A 25660-nucleotide genomic window follows, 5' to 3' on the forward strand; every position below is an offset into this window, starting at 1 on the left:
GCCATGAGCCGGGTTCCGAACTGCCCCCTGTGCGAAGCCGATGGCGGCGAGCTGGCCTGGATGGGCGGCCGCGCGCGCGTGATCCTGGTCGAGCGCGACCGCTTTCCGGGGTTCTGCCGCGTGGTCTGGAACGACCATGTGGCGGAGCTGACCGACCTGGACGATGCCGACCAGGCGTGGCTGATGCGGCTGGTGGCACGCGTCGAGCGCGTGGTGCGCGAAGTCATGACACCGGACAAGGTCAACCTGGCCGCGTTCGGCAACATGGTGCCGCACCTGCACTGGCACATCATTCCGCGCTACCGCTGGGACACCCATTTCCCCGAGTCTGTGTGGGCTGCGCCCCAGCGGGCCGCCGATGCCGCGCGCATTGCCGAACTGGGCAGCCGGCTGCCGGCGCTGCGCACGGCACTTTCGATGCTGTCCGATCCGGACTGACGCCGGTGCGGCGTGCGGTCGGCAACCGGCAGCCCGCTGCCGGCGACTTGCGGCCGTTATTGACCGGTTCCGCTGCAATCCTTCCCATCCCCTTGTAAAGTGCCGTAGCAGTCTGGTACGGAACCCGCCCGCCGGGCGGTGCGTCTGACTCCGGTCGAACAACAACATGCCCGCCGGCCTTGCGCGGCGGGCCAACCGCTGGCGCCATGTCATCCACACCGTCGTCCGTTATCGTGCCCGGTCCTGCCGTACCCGCCGAGGCCCTCAAGAACCAGAGCCGGCTGCGCCTGGCCGCCACCTGGGCGCTGATCAAGCCGTACTGGAGCTCGGAAGACCGCAAGGCCGGCCTGGGGCTGCTGACGCTGGTCGTGGCGCTGAACCTGGGCATCGTCTACATCAACGTGCTGCTCAACGAGTGGAACCGCGTGTTCTACAACGCCATCGAGCAGCGCGACTTCGTCTCGTTCAAGGCGCTGCTGCTGCGTTTTTCGTGGATCGCGGCCTGCTTCATCGTGCTGGCGATCTCGCGCCAGTACTACCAGATGATGCTGCAGATGCGCTGGCGCACGTGGATGACGGGCACCTTCATGCAGCGTTGGCTCGGGCACCAGGCCTACTACCGCATCGAGCAGACCCATGCCACAGACAACCCCGACCAGCGGCTGGCCGATGACCTGCGCCAGTTCACCGACGGCGCGCTGACGCTGTCGATGGGGCTGCTCAATTCGGCGGTGACGCTGGTGTCGTTCATCGGCATCCTGTGGGTGGTGTCGGGCCCGATCACGCTGGCGCTGGGCGGCACGGACCTGACGATCCCGGGCTACATGGTCTGGTTTGCCATCGGTTACGCGGTGGTGGGCTCGCTGATTGCCCACTTCGTGGGGCGACCGCTGATCGGCCTGTCGTTCCAGCAGGAACAGTACGAGGCAAACTTCCGTTTCATGCTGGTGCGCCTGCGCGAAAACAGCGAGCCCGTGGCGCTGTATCGCGGCGAGCCGACCGAGCAGGCGGGCCTGCGCGCCCGTTTCGAGCGCATCCGGGCAAACTGGAACCAGCTCATGCGCTACACCCGGCGCCTGACGTTCGTGAACTCGGGTTACGGCCAGTTTGCGATCATCTTCCCGCTGCTGGTGGCCGCGCCGCGCTATTTCTCGGGCAAGCTCACGCTGGGCGGCCTCATGCAGATCAACTCCGCGTTCGGCCAGGTACAGGGCGCGCTGTCCTGGTTCGTCGACAGCTATTCGACGCTGGTGGGCTGGAAGGCCGCCGCCAACCGTCTGATCGATTTCCAGGACGCCATGCGGGTGGCCGAGCGCCAGGACCTGACGCACGAAGGCCCGGGCGATATCGAGGTGGTGCAGTCCGCCAGCCCGGCCGACGGCGATATCTCGATCAGCGGCCTGGCCCTGGCGCTGCCGGTGCGCGGCGGGCTCGGCGTGGACGACGAAGGTGTCGATCCCGACAGCCATCCGGGGCAGCGCCCGCTGGTGGCGCCGTTCTCGCTGTCGATTGCGCCGGGCGAACGCTGGCTGGTGCACGGGCCGTCGGGCTGCGGCAAGAGCGTGCTGTTCCGTGCGCTGGCCGGCATCTGGCCCTATGGCAGCGGCCGTATCACGGTGCCGCACCGGCGCATGCTGTTCCTGCCGCAGCGCAGCTACCTGCCGATCGGCACGCTGGCCGACGCGCTGTCGTACCCCGACGCCGGCAACAGCCATTCGCGCGAGACGCTGGTGGCCGTGCTGCGCAAGGCGCGGCTGGGCATGCTGACGAAGCATCTGGACGTATTCGACAACTGGTCGCTGCGCCTGTCGCCCGGCGAGCAGCAGCGCCTGGCCTTTGCCCGGGCCCTGCTGCAGAAGCCGGATTACCTGTTCCTGGACGAGGCCACCAGCGCGCTGGACGAGGAAACCGAAAGCGCGATGTACCAGCTGATGGTGGACGAACTGCCCGGGGCGGCCATCGTCAGCATCGCGCACCGCAGCACCGTGGCTGCCTTCCATGGCCGGCGCCTGCGCTACGTACCGGTGAACCGGGGCAACGACGAAAGCGGCGGCGGCCCGCGGGATGGGCAAGCCGAGGGGGGTGGAGTAAGCTATCGGGTCGTACAAGACGCATGACGGCGCCGCTGTAACGGCCCTTTTGGGGCCGCCCAGGCTGGCGCCGCGACCATCGACCATGGCAGGCCTCGACAAAGATACTCCTCACCCCACGGCGCTGACCGTCCACACGCAGTCGCGCGTGCTGGAAATCGGCTTCGACAATGGCCGCACCTGGCGGCTGCCATTCGAGTTGCTGCGCGTATACTCGCCGTCCGCCGAAGTCCAGGGCCACGGCCCGGGCCAGGAAACGCTGCAGACCGGCAAGCGCAACGTAGGCGTAGCGGCGGTGGAGCCGGTGGGCAACTATGCGATCCAGATCCGCTTCGACGATGGCCACGACACGGGCATCTACACGTGGGAACTGCTGTACCGCCTGGGCGACCAGCAGGACACGCTGTGGGACGGCTACCTGAAGCGGCTGGAAGCGGCCGGGCTGGACCGCGATGCGCCGATGCCGGCGGCCGGCGGCCACGCATGCGGCCATCATCACTGAATCTAGTACCTGGAGTCTGAGAATGAGCGAAACCCACTTCGGGTTCGACAAGGTCGACGAATCGGAAAAGGCCGGCAAGGTTGCCGGCGTGTTCCACTCGGTGGCCAGCAAATACGACGTGATGAACGACCTGATGTCCGGTGGCATGCACCGCGTCTGGAAGATGTTCACGATCGCCCAGGCCAATGTGCGGCCGGGCCACAAGGTACTGGACATCGCCGGCGGCACGGGCGACCTGGCCAAGGCCTTCGCGAAGCAGGCCGGCCCGAAGGGCGAGGTCTGGCTGACCGATATCAACGAATCCATGCTGCGCGTCGGCCGCGACCGCCTGCTGGACAAGGGCATCGTCACGCCGGTGGCGCTGTGCGACGCCGAAAAGATCCCGTTCCCGGACAACTATTTCGACCTGGTCACGGTCGCCTTCGGCCTGCGCAACATGACGCACAAGGACCGCGCCCTGGCCCAGATGCGCCGTGTGGTCAAGCCGGGCGGCAAGGTGATGGTGCTGGAGTTTTCCAAGGTCTGGAAGCCGCTCGAGAAGTTCTACGACGTCTATTCTTTCAAGGTGCTCCCCTGGCTGGGCGAGCGCGTGGCTGGGGATGCCCCGAGCTATCGCTATCTCGCGGAATCCATCAGAATGCATCCGGACCAGGGTTCACTTGTACGCTTGATGGAACAAGTTGGACTGGAACAAGTCGAATACTTCAACCTGACGGCCGGAGTCGTGGCGCTCCACGTCGGGAGAAAGTACTAATTCGCCATGTTCGGCCGCTAATGGCCGAAAATGACAGGGGAAAAGCTCAAATGTCTTCTTTTCGTGGAAAATTCCTGGCCGCCGCGCTGATCATGACGGTAGCCATGGGGGCCGCACTCGACGCCAATGCGAAACGCCTCGGCGGGTCGCGCAGCGTCGGCAAGCAATCGTCGAACGTGACGCAGCAGCGTCAGGCCACGCCGCCGCAGCAGAATGCGCCGGCCCAGCAGCAGCCCGCGCAGCAGCAGGCTGCGCCGGCGACCGCCGGTGCCGCGGGTGGCGCAGCGGCTGCGGCGCCCAAGCGTAACTGGGGTGGCATGCTCGGCGGCCTGGCGGCTGGGCTGGGCCTGGGCTACCTGCTGTCGCACTTCGGTCTCGGTGGCGCGGCAGCCAGCTTCCTGGCCAACGTGATCATCTTTGCCGTGATCGCGATGCTCGCCCTGTGGCTGTTCCGCAAGTTCCGTGGCGGCTCGGCCCGTACGCAGACGCCGGCCTACGCCGGCATGGGCGGCAACGGCAACAACTCGCCGTTCGGCGGCGCGGCACGCAATGCCGAGCCGACGCTGCGTCAGGCCGAACCGGTGCAGCCGGCCGGCTACAACGGCGCCGCAGCCAACCCGGTCATGGGCGGCGCGGCCGCCGGTGCCGCCGCCGCTGCAGTGCAGCAGCCATGGGGCGTGCCGGCCGACTTCGACACCGAAGCCTTCCTGCGCAACGCCAAGGTACATTACGTGCGCCTCCAGGCTGCCTGGGATGCCGGCAACCTGGACGACATCCGCGAATTCACCACGCCGGAAATGTTTGCCGAGATCAAGATGGACCTGTCCGAGCGCGGCGAGTCCGTCAACAAGACCGACGTTGTCACGCTGGACGCCCAGCTGCTGGGCATCGAGACCACGCCGGTCCAGCATATTGCCAGCGTGCGTTTCTCGGGCATGATCCGCGAGACGGCCGGCGAAGCGGCGCAACCGTTCGGTGAGGTCTGGAACCTTGCCAAGTCGGCGTCCGGCGGCGGCTGGCTGCTGGCTGGCATCCAGCAGGAAGCCTGAGCGGCGCGACCGCCGCCGCATGGATGACATGAAGCGGCGGCCGAGTAGCTTAGAATGGAGGCCCACGTACGCGTGGGCCTTTTTTATTGGGCAGATTGCCCGGAACCGGACGCCATGAACGCCTTGCCGACACCCCTGGCCGCGCCGATCGTCGCCGCACTGAATCACCTGATCGAACAGGAGCCCTGGGCCTGCGGCCTGCTGGCGCCATTTGCCGGCCGTGTCATCCGGTTCGATGCCGCGGCATTCGCGCTGTCCCTGCGGATCACGGACCGGGGCGGCATCGAGCAGGCGGCCGACGCCGATACGCCCGCCGTGACGCTGCGGGTGCCGTTGCAGCAGTGGCCGCTGGTGGTGGCCGACGTGGCCGAGGGCGGCCAGGCTGCCGCCATGCGGCATGTCCGGATCGAAGGCGATGCGGAACTGGCCAATGCGGTGTCGACGCTGGCGCGCAACCTGCGCTGGGACGCGGCCGAAGACCTGTCGCGGGCGCTGCGTGGCGTGATGGGCGGCCCGGTCAGCGACAGCGTGGCCCAGCGCATGGTGGACGGCGCGCGCCAGGTGCATGAAAGCGCCACGCGCGTGGGCCGGGCACTGCTGGACAATGTGACCGAATACCTGCTCGACGAGCAGCCGACCCTCGTGCGCCATGCCGCGCTGGATGGGTTCGGTGCCGACGTGGCGCGTGTGCGGGACGACCTGGCGCGGCTGGAAAAGCGGCTCGAACGCCTGGAACGCACGGGTGGACAGGGGGAGGGGGCTTCGGGCCAGCTTCCGTCGGCCCACCGTTAATCGCCATGTCACTCTTCGCTGCCGCATCGCGCGGCGCCGTCTTTTGAAAATCCCCGCATGACCCGCCTGCTGCGTCTCTGCAAGATTATTTTCGTCATCCTGTACTACGGGCTCGACGAGCTTGTGCTGTCCGGCTTCAAGAGTCGGCGCATCAAGTTCCTGGTGCGCGTGATCACTATCGGCCGCAAGCTCGAACAGCCGCGCGGCGAGCGCCTGCGCCTGGCGCTGACGACCCTGGGGCCGATTTTCGTCAAGTTCGGCCAGGTGCTGTCTACCCGGCGCGACCTGATGCCGCCCGATATCGCCGACGAACTGGCCAAGCTGCAGGACCAGGTGCCGCCGTTCGATTCGGCGGTGGCCGTGAAGATCATCGAGAAGTCGCTGGGCCGGCCGCTGGCGCAGCTGTACGAGAACTTCGAGCACCAGCCAGTGGCCAGCGCGTCGATTGCGCAGGTTCACTTCGCCACGCTGCGCGGCGGCCCGAACCATGGCCGCGAGGTGGCCGTGAAGGTGCTGCGCCCCGGCATGCTGCCCGTGATCGACAGCGACCTGGCGCTGATGCGCGACATGGCCACGTGGCTGGAGCGCGTGTGGGTCGACGGCCGCCGCCTGAAGCCGCGCGAGGTGGTGGCCGAGTTCGACAAGTACCTGCACGACGAACTGGACCTGATGATCGAGGCGGCCAACGCCAGCCAGCTGCGCCGCAACTTTGCCGACAGCGACCTGCTGTGCGTGCCCGAGGTGTACTGGGACTGGTGTACCAGCACCGTCTTCACGATGGAGCGGATGCACGGCATCCCGATCTCGCGCACCGAATCGCTGAAGGCGGCCGGCGTCGACATGCACAAGCTGGCCGAGGAAGGCGTGGAGATCTTCTTCACGCAGGTGTTCCGCGACGGTTTCTTCCATGCCGACATGCACCCGGGCAACATCCTGGTGTCGGTGCAGCCGGAGACCTTCGGCCGGTATATCGCGCTGGACTTCGGCATCGTTGGCGCGCTGTCCGAGTTCGACAAGAACTACCTGGCGCAGAACTTCATTGCCTTCTTCCGCCGCGACTACCACCGGGTGGCACTGCTGCACGTGGAGTCGGGCTGGGTGCCGCCGGAGACACGCGTCGAGGAACTGGAATCGGCGGTGCGCGCCTGCTGCGAGCCGTATTTCGACAAGCCGCTGCGCGAAATCTCGCTGGGCATGGTGCTGATGCGCCTGTTCCAGACGTCACGCCGGTTCAACGTCGAAATCCAGCCACAGCTGGTGCTGCTGCAGAAGACGCTGCTCAATATCGAAGGCCTGGGCCGCCAGCTGGACCCCGATCTGGACCTCTGGAAGACCGCGAAGCCGTTCCTGGAACGCTGGATGTACGAGCAGGTCGGCTGGCAGGGCGCCTGGGAGCGCGTCAAGGTCGAGGCGCCGCAATGGGCCAAGATGCTGCCCGACTTCCCCCGGCTGGCGCACCAGTTCCTGGAGCGCCGTGCGCTGCTGAACAACGGCGAGCAGGAGCGCCTGCTGACCCAGCTGGTGCACGAGCAGCGCCGTACCAACCGCCGGCTTTCCACCGCGCTGATGCTGATGGGCGGCTTCCTGGCGGGCATCGTGATCGTCCAGGCGCTGGCCTGGGCGGGCTACTGGTAAGGCTGCGCCAGATGCCGTGCGCCCCACGCTGCACCGTGCCGGTGCGAGTGTGGGGATTTGACCGCGCCCCGGGGAATTTTTTTCATTCCGGGGGGTCTGCGTCGCTATAATCCGCGTTTTGATTCGGCTACGACCGCCTATGCCCCCTCCCGGGCGCCAGCGGCCCCGACCGATGAATTGGACTCCGGGCGGAGTCAGCCTGGCATGTTCCAAGGCATCCGGCCGGCATTCGGTTTTTCGCCACCAGGGCATTTCTGGCTATTTGGGATAGGGCAGCGGCATGCTGATCTGGTTCGTCATCATCTATTGGGTTATCTCGGTCGGCATCGGCCTGTGGGCGGCACTGCGCGTCAAGGGCACCGCCGACTTCGCCGTCGCGGGCCGCAGCCTGCCGTTCTACATCGTCACCGCCACGGTGTTTGCCACATGGTTCGGCTCTGAAACCGTGCTCGGCATCCCGGCGGTCTTCCTGAAGGAAGGCCTGTCGGGGGTGGTGTCCGACCCCTTCGGCTCGTCGCTCTGCCTGATCCTCGTCGGTCTGTTCTTCGCCCGGCCGCTGTACCGGATGAACCTGCTGACCATCGGCGACTACTATCACAACCGCTACGGCCGGCTGGCCGAAGTGCTGACCACGCTGTGCATCGTCGTGTCGTACCTGGGCTGGGTGGCGGCGCAGATCAAGGCGCTGGGCCTGGTGTTCTATACCGTGTCGGACGGCGCGCTGTCGCAGGAAGCCGGGATGATGATCGGCGCGGCCAGCGTGCTGGTCTATACGCTGTTCGGCGGTATGTGGTCGGTGGCGGTGACCGACTTCATCCAGATGATCATCATCGTGGTCGGCATGCTCTATATCGGCTACGAGGTCAGCGGCCAGGCCGGCGGCGTGACGGCCGTGGTGTCGCACGCGGCGGCGGCGGGCAAGTTCGAGTTCCTGCCGTCGCTGGATCTGGTGCAGATCATCGGGTTTGCGGCGGCGCTGTTCACCATGATGCTCGGATCGATCCCGCAGCAGGACGTGTTCCAGCGCGTGACCTCGTCGAAAACCGAACAGATCGCCGGCCGCGCGTCGGTCCTGGGCGGCGTGCTGTACTTCTTCTTTGCCTTCATCCCGATGTTCCTGGCCTATTCGGCCACGCTGATCGACCCGCAGATGGTCGAGAAGTACATCCATGCGGATTCGCAGCTGATCCTGCCGCAACTGATCCTGAACCACGCGCCGATGTTCGCGCAGGTGATGTTCTTCGGCGCGCTGCTGTCCGCCATCAAGAGCTGCGCGTCGGCCACGCTGCTGGCGCCGTCCGTGACGTTCGCGGAGAACATCCTGCGCCCGTATTTCCGCCATTTGAGCGACAAGCAGTTCCTGCGCGTGATGCAGGCGGTGGTGCTGGTCTTCACCACGCTGGTGACGTTGTTCGCGCTGAATTCGCACCTGTCGATTTTCCACATGGTGGAAAACGCCTACAAGGTGACGCTGGTGTCGGCGTTCGTGCCGCTGGCGTTCGGCCTGTTCTGGAAGCCGGCCACGCGCCAGGGCGGCCTGCTGGCCATCGTGCTGGGCCTGAGTTCGTGGCTCACCTGCGAGGTGGCGTTTGCCGACGCTACCGTGCCGCCGCAGATGGTGGGCCTGCTGTGCTCGATTGGCGGCATGGTGTTCGGCTCGCTGCTGCCGCAATGGATCAGCGACCGGCCGCCGGTCCGCGAAGTGCATATTGCTTAACTTTTAAGCGCCGGGGCGATATCGTGACGATTACGCCCCCGAAAGCCCGCATTTCCTGCCCGTAGACGCCCCGCCGACGGTTTATAATCAACGGCTTTGCACCGCCGCGCGGGTATTTTCGTGCGCAGGCCCTTGTCGATCCGACGGGGCGCAGCCACTTACCTGCTTTACGTTTCAGATTCCACGAAAGAACCATGCCGATCTATGCCTACCGTTGCGACGCCTGCGGCCACGGGCGCGATGTGCTGCAGAAGATGAGCGATGCCCCGCTTACGGACTGCCCATCCTGCGGCACCGCGGAGACCTTCAAGAAACAGCTAACCGCAGCCGGCTTCCAGCTCAAGGGCTCGGGCTGGTACGTGACGGATTTCCGTGGCGGCAGCGGCGGCACCAGCGCCCCGGCCAGCGCCCCGGCCGGTTCGCCGGCAGCCGATGCCGCGCCGGCCGCCCCGGCTGCCGCGCCTGCGGCACCGGCCACGCCGGCCGCCGGCAGCAACTGAGCGCCGGCAAGCCGTGGCTACCAAGAAAACGTCCGCCATCAAGACCTGGTTCCTGACCGGTCTGCTCGTGCTCGTGCCGCTGGGCATCACGCTGTGGGTGCTCAACCTGATCATCGGCACGATGGACCAGAGCATGGCGCTGCTGCCGCTGGCGTGGCAGCCCGAGAACATCTTCGGGCGCCGCATCCCGGGGCTGGGCGCCATCCTGACCCTGCTGTTCATCCTGCTGGTGGGCGTGCTGGCGCACAACTTCATTGGCCAGCGCCTGGTGCGCTGGTGGGAAGCGTTGCTGGGCCATATCCCGGTGGTGGGGCCGATCTATACCAGCGTGAAGCAGGTGTCGGACACGCTGCTGTCGTCGTCCGGCAACGCGTTCCGCAAGGCGCTGCTGGTGCAGTATCCGCGCGAAGGGTCATGGACGATTGCGTTTCTGACTGGACGTCCGGGCGGCGACGTGCAAAATCACCTGCAGGGCGAATACGTCAGCGTGTACGTGCCGACGACGCCGAACCCCACGTCGGGCTTCTTCCTGATGATGCCGAAGGCAGACACCATCGAGCTCGACATGACCGTTGACGCGGCGCTGAAGTACATCGTGTCGATGGGCGTGGTGGCGCCGACCGAACTGCCGCGCCGCGCCGGCGGCGATGCCCGCGCGGACGACGGCGCGCTGGTTGCCGACGAAGTCGCCGACACCCATACCAACTGAATTTGCGCGCGGCTGCCTGGCGGCCGTGCATTACAGGGACTTTCTCCTATGTCTTCCATGCGTACACATTACTGCGGTCTGGTGACCGAACAACTGACCGGCCAGGAAGTGGCCCTGACGGGCTGGGTGCAGCGCCGTCGCGACCATGGCGGCGTGATCTTCGTCGATCTGCGCGACCGTGAAGGCCTGGTGCAGGTGGTGTGCGATCCGGACCGTCCGGAGATGTTCAAGGCCGCGGAAGAGATCCGCAACGAATTCTGCATCCGCGTGGTCGGCAAGGTGCGCCCGCGTCCGGCCGGTACCGAGAACAGCAACCTGACCTCGGGCAAGATCGAGGTGCTGTGCCACGAGCTGACCGTGCTGAACCCGTCGGTCACGCCGCCGTTCCAGCTGGACGACGACAACCTGTCGGAAACCACGCGCCTCACGCACCGCGTGCTGGACCTGCGCCGTCCGCAGATGCAATACAACCTGCGCCTGCGCTACAAGGTGGCCATGGAAGTGCGCAAGTACCTGGATGCACAGGGTTTCATCGACATCGAGACCCCGATGCTGGGCAAGAGCACGCCCGAAGGCGCCCGCGACTACCTGGTGCCGTCGCGCGTGAACCCGGGCCACTTCTTCGCGCTGCCGCAGTCGCCGCAGATCTTCAAGCAGATGCTGATGGTCTCGGGCTTCGACCGCTACTACCAGATCACCAAGTGCTTCCGTGACGAGGACCTGCGCGCCGACCGCCAGCCCGAATTCACCCAGATCGACTGCGAAACGTCGTTCCTGACCGAACAGGAGATCCGTGACCTGTTCGAGGACATGATGCGCACCGTGTTCAAGAACGCCATCGACGTGGACCTGGTCTCCAAGTTCCCGGTGATGGAATTCCGCGAAGCCATGGCCCGCTTTGGCTCGGACAAGCCCGACCTGCGCGTCAAGCTGGAATTTACCGAGTTGACCGACGTCATGAAGGACGTCGATTTCAAGGTGTTCTCGGGCCCGGCCAACAGCGACAACGGTCGTGTGGTGGGCCTGCGCGTGCCGGGCGGCAGCGCCATCTCGCGCGGCGAGATCGATGCCTACACCCAGTTCGTGGCGATCTACGGCGCCAAGGGCCTGGCCTGGATCAAGGTCAACGAAGTGGCCAAGGGCCGTGATGGCCTGCAGTCGCCGATCGTGAAGAACCTGCACGACGCATCGATTGCCGAAATCCTGAAGCGCACCGAAGCCAAGGACGGCGACATCATCTTCTTCGGGGCCGACAAGGCCAAGGTGGTCAACGACGCCATCGGCGCGCTGCGCCTGAAGATCGGCCATTCGGAATTCGGCAAGAGCACCGGCCTGTTCGAGGACACCTGGAAGCCGCTGTGGGTGATCGACTTCCCGATGTTCGAGTACGACGAGGAAGATGCCCGCTGGGTGGCCATGCACCATCCGTTCACGAGCCCCAAGGACGAGCACCTGCAGTACCTGGAAACCGACCCGGGCAAGTGCATCGCCAAGGCCTACGACATGGTGCTGAACGGCTGGGAAATGGGCGGCGGCTCGGTCCGTATCTACCGCGAGGACGTGCAGAGCAAGGTGTTCCGCGCGCTGAAGATCGGCGACGAGGAAGCCCGTGCCAAGTTCGGCTACCTGCTCGACGCGCTGCAATATGGTGCGCCGCCGCACGGCGGCCTGGCCTTCGGCCTGGACCGCATCGTGACGATGATGGCCGGTGCCGATTCGATCCGCGACGTGATCGCCTTCCCGAAGACGCAACGCGCCCAGGATCTGCTGACGCAGGCCCCGAGCTCGGTCGACGAGAAGCAACTGCGCGAACTGCATATCCGCCTGCGCGCGCAAGAGCCGAAGACGACTGCCTGATCGCCCGACCCGAGACCGGATCATTCCGGTTCCGGTACGAAAAGCCGCGCACCCGCGCGGCTTTTTTGTTTTCGGCGCAAGGATGCGTTTCCATTTGTTACCACTCGGAACGAAGGCACCACGGATGATGTCTTTCTGCCTGATGCGCGCGAAGCCGGCCCACCCGAAAGGCCGGTCGTGACGTGGGAGGACAAACCAGATGCTGCAACTCGATACGGAAACGATCCGGGCCTTCGTGCTGGCCCATGCGGAAACCATCCTGACCTGGCTGGTGGCCGGGCTGCTCATGATGCTGCTGGCGCGCTTCGAGCTGCGCCGCGCAGTGCGCAAGTCGGCCCAGGCCATGTCGGAATCGGTGGCGACCACCGTGGCGGCCTGCGTGCCCGATATCGCGCATGCCGTGCAGAGCGCGCAGCCGCTCTCCGACTACGCCCAGCCCGTGCAGGGCGAAGGCCCCGTGGCCGCGCAGCGTGCCGACGCCCTGCGCAAGCTGGCGCTGGACACCGTGGCTACCGTGATGGCCCGCGGTCGTTGGCTGGAGGATGTCGGCAACCTGCGGCTGGCCGAGGACGCGTTGCTGTCGGGCCGGCGTGCCGGGGGCGCCGACCCGCTGCTCGTGGTGGCGCCGCAACCCGTGGTGCAGGCCTACCTGACCGCCCAGCGTACGTTTGACGACGAAGCGACGCGCCTGCAGACCCATCGGCGCGAGGCCCTCCGCCTGCAGGAAGCCCTGCAGCAGGTGAACGCCGAGGCCGCCCATGTCGAGCAGGAAACGGCCAGCATCGTGCTGCGCTTCGAACAGGTCAATGCCCAGGCCGCGCAAGGGGTGGAGGCGGGGGATTACCAGCGGTTCCTGATCCAGAAATACAACCAGCTCGGCATGCGCGAGAAGGAAATCGGCCAGGAACGCGCGGATCTGGCCGCCCAGGTGCGTGAAAGCACCGATGCGCTGGCCGAACATGCCCATGTGGCGTCCCAGCGTTATACCCAGGCGCTGGCGCCGCTGATGCAGCAACTGCGCGCCGCCTGGGGGCACGGCGATTCGCCCGAGGTCTTCGATACCTGGCTGGGCAGCATGCCCGGCACGGGGCCGGACGGCGTGGCCAGCCCTGTGCCCGGCGCGCACTACCTGACGCCGAGGGCGGCGGGCGAGCAGACCGTCGCGTGATTCCACATCGCGGTATTCAGACAGCGGATGACGCCGAAGGGGGCGCCGCTGCGCTATGCTTGGGTTCTGTTGCTTTCACCGCCCCATGCGCTACAAGATCCCCGAATCGGTACTGGTCGTCATTCATACGCCAGACCTGCAAGTCCTGTTGATCGAGCGTGCCGACCGGCCAGGCTTCTGGCAATCGGTGACGGGCAGCCTCGATGCCGTCGACGAGCCGCTGATGGCGACCGCCGCCCGCGAAGTTGCCGAGGAAACCGGCATCGTGGCCAGCCACTACCAGTTGACCGACTGGCGGCATACGATCGACTACGAAATCTACCCCCAGTGGCGTCATCGCTATGCGCCCGGCGTCACCCGCAATACCGAGCACTGGTTCGGCCTGTGTGTACCGGAGCCGCTGCCTGTGACGCTGGCGCCGCGTGAACACCTGCGGTTCGAGTGGCTGTCATGGCAGGCAGCCGCCGAACGCTGTTTTTCCAGCAGCAACGCGGAGGCGGTGCGCCAGCTGGCCTGGCGTATGGCCGGGGCGCAGGGCGTGGAAGCCGGGGCCGTACGTGGAGAGGCGCGATGAAACTTCGCGTCGTGACCTACAACATCCACAAGGGTGTGAAGGGGTTTTCGGGCAAGCCGCGCATCCAGAGCGTGCGCACGGGCCTGCAGTCGATGGACGCCGATATCGTGTTCCTGCAGGAAGTGCAGGATCGCAATGACCGCCTGATCGCCGCCGAACTGTTCGACCCCGATCACACCCAGCTTAACTACCTGGCCACCGACGCCTATCCACATTCGGTCTACGGGCGCAACGCCGTGTACGAACACGGGCACCACGGCAACGCGATCCTGTCGCGGCATCCGATCCTGATGTCGGAAAATCTTGATATTTCGGATCATCGCTTCGAACAGCGCGGGCTGCTGCACGCCGTGGCGGACATCCACGGCGTGGAGGCGCATCTGATCTGCGTGCATTTCGGGCTGTTCGCGCGCAGCCGGGTGCGGCAGGCCAGTGCGCTGGTGGACCGGGTGCGATCAGTGGTGCCCGACCACGCGCCGCTGGTGATCGCGGGCGACTTCAACGACTGGAACCACAAGCTCGATACCCGCATCTGCAACACGCTGAATGCCGTGGAATCGGCCCACGCCAAGAACGGACGCATTCATACCTTTCCGAGCCATATGCCGTGGTGGCAGCTCGACCGCATCTACGTGCGCGGCTTCGATATCGAACGCACGCAGGCGCTGACTGGCCGTGAGTGGGCGCAGCGATCGGATCATGTGCCGCTGATGGCCGAGCTGGCGCATCGCGTGGCGATCCCGGAAGCGTAAGGCGGAAAGACAGCGCAGGGGCCGGTACCCCCGCTGAATCTGGCGTCAGTGCGAAGCCAGGTAGTCGCGGATCCAGCGGTAGATGGCGTCCGCGTCGGCCAGGTCGATCACCGGCAGCGTCGTCTGTCCGGTTACCTGTTCCATTGCATCGGTGGCCACCGCCACCACGCCCGGCACTTCGGTCCAGAGCGGCGCCTTGCCGTTGGCCGGACGATAGATTTCCAGCTTGGGGAAATCGCTCCATTTGTAGCCCTCGACCATGACCAGGTCGGTGTCGGGCGGCAGCACGGCCAGGGCTTCGCCGATTTCCGGGGACGGCTTGTCTTCCGGATAGTGGCGCATCAGCGTCAGGTGGCGGGCGCCCACCAGCACGACGTTCTCGCAACCACCCTGGCGCATGCGCCACGAATCCTTGCCAGGCGTGTCCGGATCGAAACCGTGGTGCGTGTGCTTGATGCCGGCGACGCGCAGGCCGCCGGCCACGAAGCGGGGGATCAACTGGTCCAGCAGCGTCGTCTTGCCGCTGCCCGAAGAACCGGCGATACCGAATACCTTCACAATGCTTTCCCTGTTGGGCGTCACAATGGCCTGACAATAGCAGAGTTCGGCCGGGCCATGTGCAGGAGCCGCCCGTTGCCCGATAATCGAGCCATGTCACGGACTTACGATCGCGCCGAACCCGAATTGCCCCGGACCCCCGAGGTGCCCGAGGTGACCCAGGCACCCGACGGGCGCCCGGCGCCAGTGGACGCCGCCGCGCCGCCGACGCCCGGGACTGGCCCGAGCGGGCCCGTCCACGAGTTGCGCAGCGCCGGGGCCCATGCCAGGGCCCGGCTGATGCGCTGGGTGCGCCGCCGGGGCAGCCCGGTGCCGGGCAATCTCGTCGATCTCCTCCGTAACGGCCAGGAGTTCTTTCCGGCGCTGATCGCCGCCATCGATGCGGCGCAGGGGCACGTGGTGGTGGAGACCTATATCTACGCCGACGATGCCGTGGGCGCGCGCGTGGGCGATGCGCTGATCGCGGCCGCCCGGCGTGGCGTCGATGTGCGGCTGGTGGTGGACGGGTTTGGCGCCGGCGACATGCCCGCCGCGCTGCTGGATCGCCTGCGTGCCGGCGGCGTCAATGTGGAAATTTACCGGCCGCTGCGCGGATTCAAGTTTGCGCGGCGCCACCTGCGGCGGCTCCATCGCAAGATCGCCGTGATCGACGGCAAGGTGGCGTTCGTCGGCGGCATCAATATCATCGACGACCATAACCACGGGCCGATCGACCTGCCGGAACTGGGGCCGCGATACGACTTCGCCGTACGCGTGCGCGGTCCGCTGGTGGCGCAGATCGCGCTGGCATCGGCCCGGCTCTGGTTCCGCATCGCACAACGGCGCGGCCTGCGTGAAACGGCGAACGCGTTTGCCGAAGTGGAGGCGCTGACGCGCGGCGCGCGGCAGGCGCGCAATGACGTCCAGCCTGATGGGGTGCCGGCCGCCTTGCTGCTGCGCGACAACCTGCGCAATCGCCGCACCATCGAACGCGAATACCTGTACGCGCTGGGCTCGGCGCGCCGCGACGTCATCCTGGCCAACGCCTACTTCCTGCCCGGCCACAAGATGCGGCGCGCGCTGCTGGCCTGCCGCGAGCGCGGCGTGCGGGTGCGGCTGCTGCTGCAGGGCATGGTCGAATACCGGCTCCAGCACTACGCCACCCACGCGCTCTACGCGCGGCTGCTGGAGGCCGGCGTCGAGATCTATGAGTACGAGGAAAGCTTCCTGCACGCCAAGGTGGCGGTGGTGGACGATACCTGGGCCACGGTGGGGTCGAGCAATATGGACCCGTTCAGCCTGCTGCTGGCACGCGAGGCGAATGTGGCGGTCTATGACGCCGCATTCGCCAATACGCTGCGGCTCCGGCTGGAGCGCGCCATGGTCCAGCGCAGCGCGCGGGTGATGCCCGAGGTGCATGCCCGGCTGCCGCGTTTGCGGCGCTTTGCCAATTGGGCGGCCTACTACGTGTTGCGTCTCGGCGTCGTCATCGCGGGCGTGACGGGCCGCTACTGAGACGCCGACGAGGCGCCGACGCGGCGCCACACGGTAACATGGTGCCTTGCCGCAGTGCTGCCATACCCCGTTGCGCGCAGGCCGCGATTCGGTGCGGTTTTTAAGCCGTTGCTGCAATGCGCCGAATGGACGCCGCGGCCGGCCCCATCGGGGCCGCCTGTTTAGAAACACGGGTCTAATTAAATACTTGATGCCAGTCGGCCCCGCCAGAATAATCTGAACGACCGTTCTTTTTTGGCTTAGACTTCGTGCATTTGCGATGGCGGTTTGCTGTCGCGGCGCCTGCCGAAAGCAGCGTCAAGCCAGGAAACAGCATCCGCGGGATGCTGCAGAGAACGGAGAGAAAACCATGCGACACCAGTCAGTTCGTCTTGAATCCGCCGCCGCGCCCACGCCCTTGCGAAAGGGTGAGATGACGCGCGTGGCGATTCTCGATGCCGCACTGGAACTGTCGTCCCGCGACGGGCTGGAAGGTCTGACCATCGGCCTGCTCGCGGAACGCATGCAGATGAGCAAGAGCGGCGTGTTCGCGCATTTCGGTTCGCGCGAAGACCTGCAGGTGGAAGTGGTGCGCGAGTATCACCGGCGGTTCGAGCAGGAGGTGTTCTACCCCTCGCTGCAGGAGCCGCGCGGTCTGCCTCGCCTGTGGTCGATGGTGCGGCGCTGGATGGAAAAGCGCATCCAGGAAGTGACCACGGGTTGCATCTACATCAGCGGTGCGGTCGAGTACGACGACCGCGCGGAAAGCCCGGTGCGTGACGAGCTGGTCAAGAGCGTCACGATCTGGCGGGCCGCGCTGTTGCGTGCCATCGACCAGGCCAAGGAGGAGGGGCACCTGCGCGCGGATTGCGATCCGCGCCTGATGCTGTTCGAGATGTACAGCCTTGAACTAGGCTTGCATCATGACGCCCGATTTCTGCGCCTGCCGGACAGTGCCGAACTTGCCATGGTCGCGCTCAACAAACTGATTCAGTCTTACCGTACCTGAGCCGCCCCCGGCAACGGTCGCACGCGTCCCCTCCAGGGCGTGCGGCATGCGCGTGTGGCGGCACCGGGCAAACCTCCAAGGAGTCTTTGATGGGCCAGTACACCGCACCGTTGCGCGACATGCAGTTCGTGCTCCACGAACTGCTCGGCGCAGAAGCCGAACTCAAGGCGATGCCGCAACACGCGGACATCGACGCGGACACCATCAACCAGGTGATCGAAGAAGCCGGCAAGTTCTGCGCGGACGTGGTGTTTCCGCTGAACCAGCCCGGCGACCGCGAAGGCTGCACCTACGTCGGCGACGGCGTGGTGCGCGCACCCAAGGGCTTCAAGGAAGCCTACCAGCAGTATGTCGAGGCCGGCTGGCCCGCGCTGGCCTGCGACCCCGAATTCGGCGGCCAGGGCCTGCCGATCGTGGTCAACAACGCGCTGTACGAGATGCTGAACTCGGCCGGCCAGGCATGGACGATGTACCCGGGCCTGTCGCACGGCGCCTACGAGGCGCTGCACGCGCACGGCACGCCGGAACTGAAGCAGACCTACCTGCCCAAGCTGGTGTCGGGCGTGTGGACGGGCACGATGTGCCTGACCGAGCCCCACTGCGGCACCGACCTGGGCATCCTGCGCTCGAAGGCCGAACCGCAGGGCGACGGCTCGTACGCCATCACGGGCACCAAGATCTTCATCTCGGCCGGCGAGCACGACCTGGCCGAGAACATCATCCACCTGGTGCTGGCGCGCCTGCCGGACGCCCCGCAAGGCACCAAGGGCATCTCGCTGTTCGTCGTACCGAAGTTCATCCCGGACGCCAACGGCAACCCGGGCGAGCGCAACGGCATCAAGTGCGGCTCGATCGAGCACAAGATGGGCATCCACGGCAACGCCACCTGCGTGATGAACCTGGACGGCGCGCGCGGCTGGCTGGTGGGCGAGGCCAACAAGGGCCTCAACGCCATGTTCGTGATGATGAACGCGGCCCGCCTCGGTGTGGGCGCGCAAGGCCTGGGCCTGACCGAAGTGGCCTACCAGAACTCGCTGGCCTACGCCAAGGACCGCCTGCAGATGCGCGCGCTGACCGGCCCGAAGGCGCCCGAGAAGGCGGCCGACCCGATCATCGTCCATCCGGACGTGCGCCGCATGCTGCTCACGCAGAAGGCCTACGCCGAAGGCGGCCGCGCGTTCAGCTACTGGACCGCGCTGCAGATCGACCGCGAACTGTCACACCCCGACGCGTCCGTGCGCAAGGAAGCCGCCGACCTGGTGGCGCTGCTGACGCCGGTGATCAAGGCCTTCCTGACCGACAACGCGTTCACGTCGACCAACGAGGGCATGCAGGTGTTCGGCGGCCACGGCTACATCGCCGAATGGGGCATGGAGCAGTACGTGCGCGACGCGCGCATCAACATGATCTACGAAGGCACCAACACGATCCAGTCGCTGGACCTGCTGGGCCGCAAGATCCTGGGCGACATGGGCGCCAAGCTGAAGGCCTTCGGCAAGATCGTGCAGCAGTTCGTCGAGGAAGAGGGCACCAACGAAGCCATGCAGGAATTCGTGAACCCGCTGGCCGACATCGGCGACAAGGTGCAGAAGCTCACGATGGAAATCGGCATGAAGGCGATGGGCAACCCCGACGAGGTGGGCGCCGCCGCCGTGCCGTACCTGCGCGTGGTGGGCCACCTGGTGTTCTCGTACTTCTGGGCCCGCATGGCCAAGATCGCGCTGGAGAAGCAGGACAGCGGCGACAAGTTCTACGTCAGCAAGCTGGCCACGGCGCGCTTCTACTTTGCCAAGCTGCTGCCCGAAACCGCCGCCGAGATCCGCAAGGCGCGCGCCGGTTCGGCCACGCTGATGGCGCTGGACGCCGATCTGTTCTGATCGGGGGTGGCTCCCCTCTCCCGCAAGGCGGGAGAGGCGGAGCCGACCCAGACAGCACTGAATTTCTCTCTCCTCAAACGCTCACGACTCTAGGAGCGCGCATGTCCAATTTCATCGTCAAGAAAGTCGCCGTGCTCGGTGCCGGCGTCATGGGGGCGCAGATTGCCGCCCACCTGGTCAACGCCCGCGTGCCGGTGGTGCTGTTCGACCTGCCGGCCAAGGAAGGCCCCAAGAACGGCATCGCCATGCGTGCCATCGAAAACCTCAAGAAGCTGTCGCCGGCGCCGCTGGGCATCAAGGACGAAGCCGGCCTGATCCGCGCGGCCAACTACGAGGACAATCTGGAACTGCTCAAGGAATGCGACGTGGTGATCGAGGCGATCGCCGAACGCATGGACTGGAAGCACGATCTCTACAAGATGGTGGCGCCGCACCTGGCGCCGAACGCGATCTTCGCGACGAATACCTCGGGCTTGTCGATCACGTCGCTGTCCGACGGCTTCGACGCCGACCTGAAGGCGCGCTTCTGCGGCGTGCACTTCTTCAATCCGCCGCGCTACATGCACCTGGTGGAACTGATCCCGACCGCCACCACGAAGCCCGAGATCCTGGACCGCCTGGAGGCCTTCCTGACCACCACGCTCGGCAAGGGCGTGGTGCGTGCCAAGGACACGCCGAACTTCATCGCCAACCGCGTGGGGATCTTCTCGATCCTGGCCGTGTTTGCCGAAGCCGAAAAGTACGGCATTCCGTTCGATATCGTCGATGACCTGACCGGCACCAAGCTGGGCCGCGCCAAGTCGGCCACGTTCCGCACCGCCGACGTGGTGGGCCTGGACACGATGGCCCACGTGATCAAGACCATGCAGGACGGCCTGGGCGGCGACCCGTTCGCGGCCGTCTACAAGACGCCGGCCGTGCTCAAGGGCCTGGTGGATGCCGGCGCGCTGGGCCAGAAGACCGGCGCGGGCTTCTACAAGAAGGAAGGCAAGGCCATCAAGGTGCTGGACGCCAAGACCGGCCAGTACGTGGATTCGGGCAAGAAGGCCGACGAGATCGTCGTGCGCATGCTCAAGAAGGACCCGGCCGAGCGCATCAGGCTGCTGCGCGAATCGACCAACCCGCAGGCACAGTTCCTGTGGGCCGTGTTCCGCGACGTGTTCCACTACATCGGCGTCTATCTGGAGCAGATCGCCGGTTCGGCTGCCGACATCGACCTGGCGATTCGCTGGGGCTTCGGCTGGAACTCGGGTCCGTTCGAGGACTGGCAGGCCGCCGGCTGGACGCAGGTGGCGCAGTGGGTCAAGGAAGACATCGACGCAGGCAAGGCGCTGGCCAACGTGCCGCTGCCGGCCTGGGTGCTGCAAGGCCCGGTGGCCGACAACGGCGGCGTGCATACGGCACAGGGCTCTTGGTCGCCGGCGACCAGCAGCTTCGTCAAGCGTGCCGCGCTGCCGGTGTACGAGCGCCAGGTGTTCCGTGCCGCCATCAAGGGCACCGACGCGGCAGATCCGCGCCGCGCCGGCAAGACCATCGAAGAGAACGACGGTGCGCGCATCTGGACCAGCGAAGGGGCCGACGATGTGCTGGTCATCTCGTTCAAGAGCAAGATGAACACGATTGGCCCGGACGTGCTCGACACCATCGTGCGCGCCGTGGACCTGGCCGAAGCCGGGTACAAGGGCCTGGTCGTCTGGCAGCCGACGTCGCTGCAGCTGGGCGCGCCGGGCGGTCCGTTCTCGGCCGGTGCCAACCTGGAAGCCGCCATGCCGGCCTTCATGATGGGCGGCGCCAAGGGCATCGAGCCGTTCGTGAAGAAGTTCCAGGACACGATGATGCGCGTGAAATACGCGGCGGTGCCGGTGGTGCCGGCCGTGTCGGGTATCGCGCTGGGCGGCGGCTGCGAACTGATGCTGCATTCGGCCAAGCGCGTGGTGGCGATGGAAAGCTACGTGGGCCTGGTCGAAGTCGGCGTGGGCCTGGTGCCGGCCGGCGGCGGCCTGAAGGAAGCCGCGATTGCGGCAGCCAAGGCGGCGCAGGCTGCCGGCAGCACGAACTACCTGAACTTCGTCACCAGCCGTTTCCAGGCGGCGGCGATGGCCAAGGTGTCGACGTCGGCACTCGATGCGCAGAAGATGGGCTACGTGCAGCCGACCGACACCATCGTCTACAACGTGCACGAACTGCTGTACGTGGCGCAGGGTGAAGTGCGCGCGCTGGCCAATGCCGGCTACCGCGCGCCGCTGCCGGGCCAGCTGATTCCGGTGGCTGGCCGCTCGGGCATCGCCACGATCCAGGCGTCGCTCGTCAACATGCGCGATGGCAATTTCATCTCGGCGCACGATTTCCTGATCGCGTCGCGCATTGCCGAAGTGGTGTGCGGCGGGGACGTGGAGGCGGGCTCGCTGGTCAGCGAAGACTGGCTGCTGGCGCTGGAACGCAAGGCGTTCATCGACCTGCTGGGCAACGGCAAGACGCAGGAGCGCATCATGGGCATGCTGCAGACGGGCAAGCCGGTGCGCAACTAATCCGCCAACGAGGAACCGACATCATGAAACAACTGCAAGACGCCTACATCGTTGCGGCTACCCGTTCGCCGATTGGCAAGGCCCCGAAGGGCGCATTCAAGAACACCCGCCCCGACGACCTGCTGGCCTCGATCCTGAAGGCCGCGGTGGCCCAGGTGCCGGGCCTGGACCCGGCGCTGATCGAAGACGCCATTGTTGGCTGCGCCATTCCCGAAGCCCAGCAGGGCCTGAACGTGGCGCGTATCGGCGCGCTGCTGTCCGGCCTGCCCAATACGGTGGGCGGCATTACGGTGAACCGCTTCTGCGCCTCGGGCCTGTCGGCCGTGGCGATGGCGGCCGACCGCATCCGCGTGGGCGAATCGGACGTAATGATTGCCGCCGGCGTGGAATCGATGAGCATGGTGCCGATGATGGGCAACTCGCCGTCGATGTCGCCGTCGATCTTCGCGCGCGACGAGAACGTCGGCATTGCCTACGGCATGGGCCTGACCGCCGAGAAGGTGGCCTCGCAATGGCAGGTGAGCCGCGAAGACCAGGACGCGTTCGCGCTGGCGTCGCACCAGAAGGCCATCGCCGCGCAGCAGGCTGGCGAATTCAACGACGAGATTACCCCGATCGAGGTAGTCGAGAAGTTTCCGGACCTCGCCACTGGCCAGGTCAGCGTCAAGACGCGTACTATCTCGCTGGACGAAGGTCCGCGCCCGGACACGTCGGTGGAAGGCCTGGCCAAGCTGCGCCCGGTGTTCGCCAACAAGGGCAGCGTGACGGCCGGCAACAGCTCGCAGACGTCGGATGGCGCCGGCGCGCTGATTCTGGTCTCGGAAAAGATCCTCAAGCAGTTCAACCTGGTGCCGCTGGCCCGTTTCGTATCGTTCGCGGTGCGGGGCGTGCCGCCGGAGATCATGGGGATCGGCCCGAAGGCCGCGATTCCGGCCGCGCTGAAGGCCGGCGGCCTGACGCAGGACCAGATCGAGTGGATCGAGCTGAACGAGGCGTTCGCCGCGCAGTCGCTGGCGGTGATGCGCGACCTGGAACTCGATCCGGCCCGCGTGAACCGCATGGGCGGCGCCATTGCGCTGGGCCATCCGCTTGGCGCGACCGGTGCGATCCGTTCGGCCACCGTGGTGCATGCGCTGCGTCGCCACAACCTGAAGTACGGCATGGTCACCATGTGCGTGGGCACCGGCATGGGGGCCGCAGGAATCTTCGAGCGCGTCTGAACGCGCCGCAGGGACAGCCCGGGGCAGGGCTGTCCCAACCTTCGATCAGATGAAGAAATGTATGGACACGAAGATGCCAACACGTTGACGCACTGACCCGGAGGAGAACAACAATATGCAGGAGACCGCCATTCTGGCCGACGCGGCATGCGACATGCCGCGTTCGATGATGGACGCGCTGGGCGTCCGCACCATCCCGTTCCGCATCCGCGCCGGCGACCGCTTCGTGGTCGATACGCGCGACGAGGCCGCGCTGCCGGACCTCTATCACCAGTACCTGGTCGGCAAGCAGGACCACTATGCCGAATCGATCCCGCTGCTCGAACGCGAGCTGGAAGACCATCTGCTGAAGAACGTCGTGGCTGGCTGCGACCGCGCCATCCTGCTGACCATCGCCAGCAGCCGCAGCAAGCTCTACGCGAATGCCACGGGCGCCGTGGTGGGCACGGTTGCCCGCAGCTTCAAGCTGCGCAAGGACGCCGGGCGCAGCGGACTGTTCGACCTGACCGTGATCGACACCGGCGCCATCGGCCCCGGCCAGGCGCTGATCGTGCGCGAGGCGGCCCGCATGCTGGCCAATGGCGCGAAGGCCTCCGAAGTGGTGGACGCCGTGGAAAACCGTCTGCGCGACGCCGCGCACATGTTCCTGATCCCCGACGAACTGCTGTACATGTACACGCGCGCCAGGCACAAGGGCGAGAACAGCATCACCTGGAGCCGCTACATGCTGGGCAGCGCGTTCAATATCCGCCCGGTGATCCGCATGCACCAGGGTGACACCGAGGCGATTGCCAAGGTGCGCGGCGCCGACGACGGCGTGCGCCGCCTGCTGGGCCATGCGGAAGCCTGCATCCGGGCCAGGTGCCTGCTGACGCCCGCCGTGGCCGCCGCCTATGCGGGCGATCTGGACGAGGTGGAATCGTGGCCGGCATGGCAGTCGCTGGCCGAGACCGCCGCGAAGTATGGCGTGGAGCTGATGCTCGCGCCGATGAGCCTGACCGTCGCGCTCAACGTGGGCGCGGGCGCGTTCGGCCTCAGTTATCTTTCCGACATGCCGCCACCGTTTGTGTGAGCGGCAGTCTGCATCACGACCGAGACGAGGAAGACATGAGCATTGCCACCCGCATCGACCAGGGCATCCTGACCATTGGTTTCGATCGCATCGACAAGAAGAACGCCATTACGGCCGCCATGTACCAGACCATGGCCGACGCGTTGCGCGCCGCCGAATCCGATCACGCTGTGCGCGTGATCGTGATCGAGGGCAAGCCTGAAATCTTCACGGCCGGCAACGACCTGGAGGACTTCATGAAGCGTCCGCCGACGCAGGGCAGCGACGGCGCCGAGCCGCCGGTGTTCCAGTTCCTGCACGCCATCAGCCATGCCACCAAGCCCGTGGTGGCGTCGGTCAGTGGCGCGGCGGTGGGCATCGGCACCACGCTGCTGCTGCATTGCGATCTGGTCTACGCATCGGACACCGCCAAGCTGTCGCTGCCGTTCGCGCAACTGGGCCTGTGCCCGGAGGCGGCGTCGAGCCTGCTGCTGCCGCGCCTGGTGGGCTATCAGCGGGCCGCCGAGAAGCTGCTGCTGGGCGAAGCGTTCAGTGCGCAGGAAGCATTCGCGATCGGGCTGGTGACGAAGGTGCTGCCCGTGGCGGAGCTGTCGGACTACGTGCGCCAGCAGGCGGCGAAGCTGGCGGCGCTGCCGGCGTCGTCGCTGCGCGAGACCAAGCGGCTGATGAAGGGGGATGATGTGGCGACCATCGAGAGGAAGATGGCCGAGGAAGGCGAGATGTTCCGCCGCATGCTGGTGGCGCCCGAAGCGAAGGAAGCGTTCACGGCGTTCTTCGAGAAGCGCAAGCCGGATTTCTCGAAGTTCGACTGAGGCGGCTGTCTGGGTCTGCGCCCCTCTCCCGCTCGCGGGAGAGGGGCGGGCGAGAGGGAAAGCCGGTTCAGCATGCCACGACCGGCAGGCAGAAACCGATGTCAGGCAAGCAATCAGGCCGGCAACACGCGCGGCTGCCGGCTTTCGTCGGTGGCCACGTACGTCAGCGTGGCTTCCGTCACCTTGACGATCTCGTGGCTGTGGCGCATCCGTTGCGCGTAGACCTCCACGGACACCGTGATCGAGGTGCGGCCCGTCTTGACGATATCCGCGTAGAAACTGACCAGGTCGCCGACGAACACCGGGTGCTTGAACAGGAACGAGTTCACCGCCACCGTGGCCACGCGGCCCTGGGCGCGCTCCACCGCCGGGATCGACCCGGCGATGTCCACCTGGGCCATGATCCAGCCGCCGAACACGTCGCCGTGCACGTTGGCGTCGGCGGGCATCGGCACGACACGCAGGGCCGGGTTCTTGCCGGCTGGCAGTTCGGAGAGGGGGGCGGAAGTGGACATGTGGGCGATCGATGAGAGCGGGAAATACGGGGAATTCATAAGGCAACAGGACGGTGGTC

At 66.3% G+C, this 25660-nt stretch carries 23 protein-coding genes and 1 tRNA gene; 22 read left to right on the top strand and 2 right to left on the bottom strand.

What is annotated here, in order from left to right:
- Positions 1 to 3: 3 nt before the first annotated feature.
- The 15 genes from AC3FJ6_RS04295 to AC3FJ6_RS04365 all read left to right on the top strand — a co-directional run bounded on the left by AC3FJ6_RS04295 (position 4) and on the right by AC3FJ6_RS04365 (position 14537).
- On the top strand, positions 4 to 438 hold the full coding sequence (locus AC3FJ6_RS04295) for an HIT family protein (protein WP_488770824.1): 435 nt from the start codon (positions 4 to 6) through the stop codon (positions 436 to 438).
- A 206-nt stretch (positions 439 to 644) separates the two neighbouring features.
- Positions 645 to 2555, top strand: a complete 1911-nt coding sequence (locus AC3FJ6_RS04300) for an ABC transporter ATP-binding protein/permease (RefSeq protein ID WP_488770825.1) — start codon at positions 645 to 647, stop codon at positions 2553 to 2555.
- Between the two features lie 58 nt (positions 2556 to 2613).
- Complete coding sequence (locus tag AC3FJ6_RS04305) at positions 2614 to 3030, top strand: gamma-butyrobetaine hydroxylase family protein (protein ID WP_488770826.1); 417 nt, start codon at positions 2614 to 2616, stop codon at positions 3028 to 3030.
- A 22-nt stretch (positions 3031 to 3052) separates the two neighbouring features.
- Entirely contained in the window at positions 3053 to 3784 is a 732-nt protein-coding gene (gene ubiE, locus AC3FJ6_RS04310; protein ID WP_488770827.1) for a bifunctional demethylmenaquinone methyltransferase/2-methoxy-6-polyprenyl-1,4-benzoquinol methylase UbiE, read from the top strand.
- 50 nt (positions 3785 to 3834) lie between these two features.
- Positions 3835 to 4833 carry a Tim44 domain-containing protein gene (locus tag AC3FJ6_RS04315; protein ID WP_488770828.1) on the top strand — a complete coding sequence of 333 codons (999 nt, stop codon included), beginning with the start codon at positions 3835 to 3837 and terminating at the stop codon, positions 4831 to 4833.
- Positions 4834 to 4947: 114 nt separating this feature from the next.
- Positions 4948 to 5625 carry a ubiquinone biosynthesis accessory factor UbiJ gene (locus tag AC3FJ6_RS04320; RefSeq protein ID WP_488770829.1) on the top strand — a complete coding sequence of 226 codons (678 nt, stop codon included), beginning with the start codon at positions 4948 to 4950 and terminating at the stop codon, positions 5623 to 5625.
- 57 nt (positions 5626 to 5682) lie between these two features.
- Entirely contained in the window at positions 5683 to 7260 is a 1578-nt protein-coding gene (gene ubiB / locus AC3FJ6_RS04325; protein ID WP_153946529.1) for a ubiquinone biosynthesis regulatory protein kinase UbiB, read from the top strand.
- An 853-nt stretch (positions 7261 to 8113) separates the two neighbouring features.
- Positions 8114 to 8203: transfer RNA gene (locus AC3FJ6_RS04330), tRNA-Ser, on the top strand.
- A gap of 6 nt (positions 8204 to 8209) precedes the next feature.
- Entirely contained in the window at positions 8210 to 8977 is a 768-nt protein-coding gene (locus tag AC3FJ6_RS04335; protein WP_488770830.1) for a sodium:solute symporter family transporter, read from the top strand.
- A 194-nt stretch (positions 8978 to 9171) separates the two neighbouring features.
- Complete coding sequence (locus tag AC3FJ6_RS04340; RefSeq protein ID WP_488770831.1) at positions 9172 to 9477, top strand: FmdB family zinc ribbon protein; 306 nt, start codon at positions 9172 to 9174, stop codon at positions 9475 to 9477.
- Between the two features lie 13 nt (positions 9478 to 9490).
- Positions 9491 to 10186, top strand: a complete 696-nt coding sequence (locus AC3FJ6_RS04345) for a DUF502 domain-containing protein (protein WP_488770832.1) — start codon at positions 9491 to 9493, stop codon at positions 10184 to 10186.
- A 48-nt stretch (positions 10187 to 10234) separates the two neighbouring features.
- On the top strand, positions 10235 to 12043 hold the full coding sequence (aspS, locus tag AC3FJ6_RS04350; RefSeq protein WP_092595400.1) for an aspartate--tRNA ligase: 1809 nt from the start codon (positions 10235 to 10237) through the stop codon (positions 12041 to 12043).
- Positions 12044 to 12245: 202 nt separating this feature from the next.
- Positions 12246 to 13211 (top strand): hypothetical protein, encoded by a 966-nt coding sequence (locus tag AC3FJ6_RS04355; RefSeq protein ID WP_488771347.1) that lies wholly within the window; start codon positions 12246 to 12248, stop codon positions 13209 to 13211.
- An 85-nt stretch (positions 13212 to 13296) separates the two neighbouring features.
- Positions 13297 to 13785 carry a dihydroneopterin triphosphate diphosphatase gene (nudB, locus tag AC3FJ6_RS04360; protein WP_488770833.1) on the top strand — a complete coding sequence of 163 codons (489 nt, stop codon included), beginning with the start codon at positions 13297 to 13299 and terminating at the stop codon, positions 13783 to 13785.
- Positions 13782 to 14537: an endonuclease/exonuclease/phosphatase family protein gene (locus AC3FJ6_RS04365; RefSeq protein WP_153946533.1), complete on the top strand. Its 756-nt coding sequence runs from the start codon at positions 13782 to 13784 to the stop codon at positions 14535 to 14537. Before nudB ends, AC3FJ6_RS04365 begins: the two co-directional genes overlap by 4 nt.
- A gap of 45 nt (positions 14538 to 14582) precedes the next feature.
- Here AC3FJ6_RS04365 and mobB read toward each other — a convergent pair whose 3' ends face one another.
- Positions 14583 to 15095, bottom strand: coding sequence for a molybdopterin-guanine dinucleotide biosynthesis protein B (gene mobB, locus AC3FJ6_RS04370; protein WP_488770834.1), 513 nt, complete (start codon positions 15093 to 15095; stop codon positions 14583 to 14585).
- A gap of 93 nt (positions 15096 to 15188) precedes the next feature.
- Between mobB and clsB the strand changes: the two genes are divergently transcribed.
- From clsB to AC3FJ6_RS04405, 7 genes are all read left to right on the top strand, one after another.
- On the top strand, positions 15189 to 16589 hold the full coding sequence (clsB, locus tag AC3FJ6_RS04375; RefSeq protein WP_488770835.1) for a cardiolipin synthase ClsB: 1401 nt from the start codon (positions 15189 to 15191) through the stop codon (positions 16587 to 16589).
- 397 nt (positions 16590 to 16986) lie between these two features.
- Positions 16987 to 17577 carry a TetR/AcrR family transcriptional regulator gene (locus AC3FJ6_RS04380; RefSeq protein WP_092595388.1) on the top strand — a complete coding sequence of 197 codons (591 nt, stop codon included), beginning with the start codon at positions 16987 to 16989 and terminating at the stop codon, positions 17575 to 17577.
- An 89-nt stretch (positions 17578 to 17666) separates the two neighbouring features.
- On the top strand, positions 17667 to 19454 hold the full coding sequence (locus tag AC3FJ6_RS04385) for an acyl-CoA dehydrogenase C-terminal domain-containing protein (RefSeq protein ID WP_488770836.1): 1788 nt from the start codon (positions 17667 to 17669) through the stop codon (positions 19452 to 19454).
- A gap of 101 nt (positions 19455 to 19555) precedes the next feature.
- Positions 19556 to 21982, top strand: a complete 2427-nt coding sequence (locus AC3FJ6_RS04390) for a 3-hydroxyacyl-CoA dehydrogenase NAD-binding domain-containing protein (protein WP_488770837.1) — start codon at positions 19556 to 19558, stop codon at positions 21980 to 21982.
- A 20-nt stretch (positions 21983 to 22002) separates the two neighbouring features.
- Positions 22003 to 23202 (top strand): acetyl-CoA C-acyltransferase, encoded by a 1200-nt coding sequence (locus AC3FJ6_RS04395; RefSeq protein ID WP_488771348.1) that lies wholly within the window; start codon positions 22003 to 22005, stop codon positions 23200 to 23202.
- Between the two features lie 115 nt (positions 23203 to 23317).
- Positions 23318 to 24274 (top strand): DegV family protein, encoded by a 957-nt coding sequence (locus AC3FJ6_RS04400; protein ID WP_488770838.1) that lies wholly within the window; start codon positions 23318 to 23320, stop codon positions 24272 to 24274.
- A 35-nt stretch (positions 24275 to 24309) separates the two neighbouring features.
- A complete protein-coding gene (locus tag AC3FJ6_RS04405) occupies positions 24310 to 25086 on the top strand; it encodes an enoyl-CoA hydratase (protein WP_488770839.1) in 777 nt (258 codons plus the stop codon).
- A gap of 113 nt (positions 25087 to 25199) precedes the next feature.
- Here AC3FJ6_RS04405 and AC3FJ6_RS04410 read toward each other — a convergent pair whose 3' ends face one another.
- A complete protein-coding gene (locus AC3FJ6_RS04410) occupies positions 25200 to 25601 on the bottom strand; it encodes an acyl-CoA thioesterase (protein WP_101680068.1) in 402 nt (133 codons plus the stop codon).
- Between the last annotated feature and the right edge of the window lie 59 nt (positions 25602 to 25660).

Source organism: Cupriavidus sp. 94F1 (assembly GCF_057798875.1).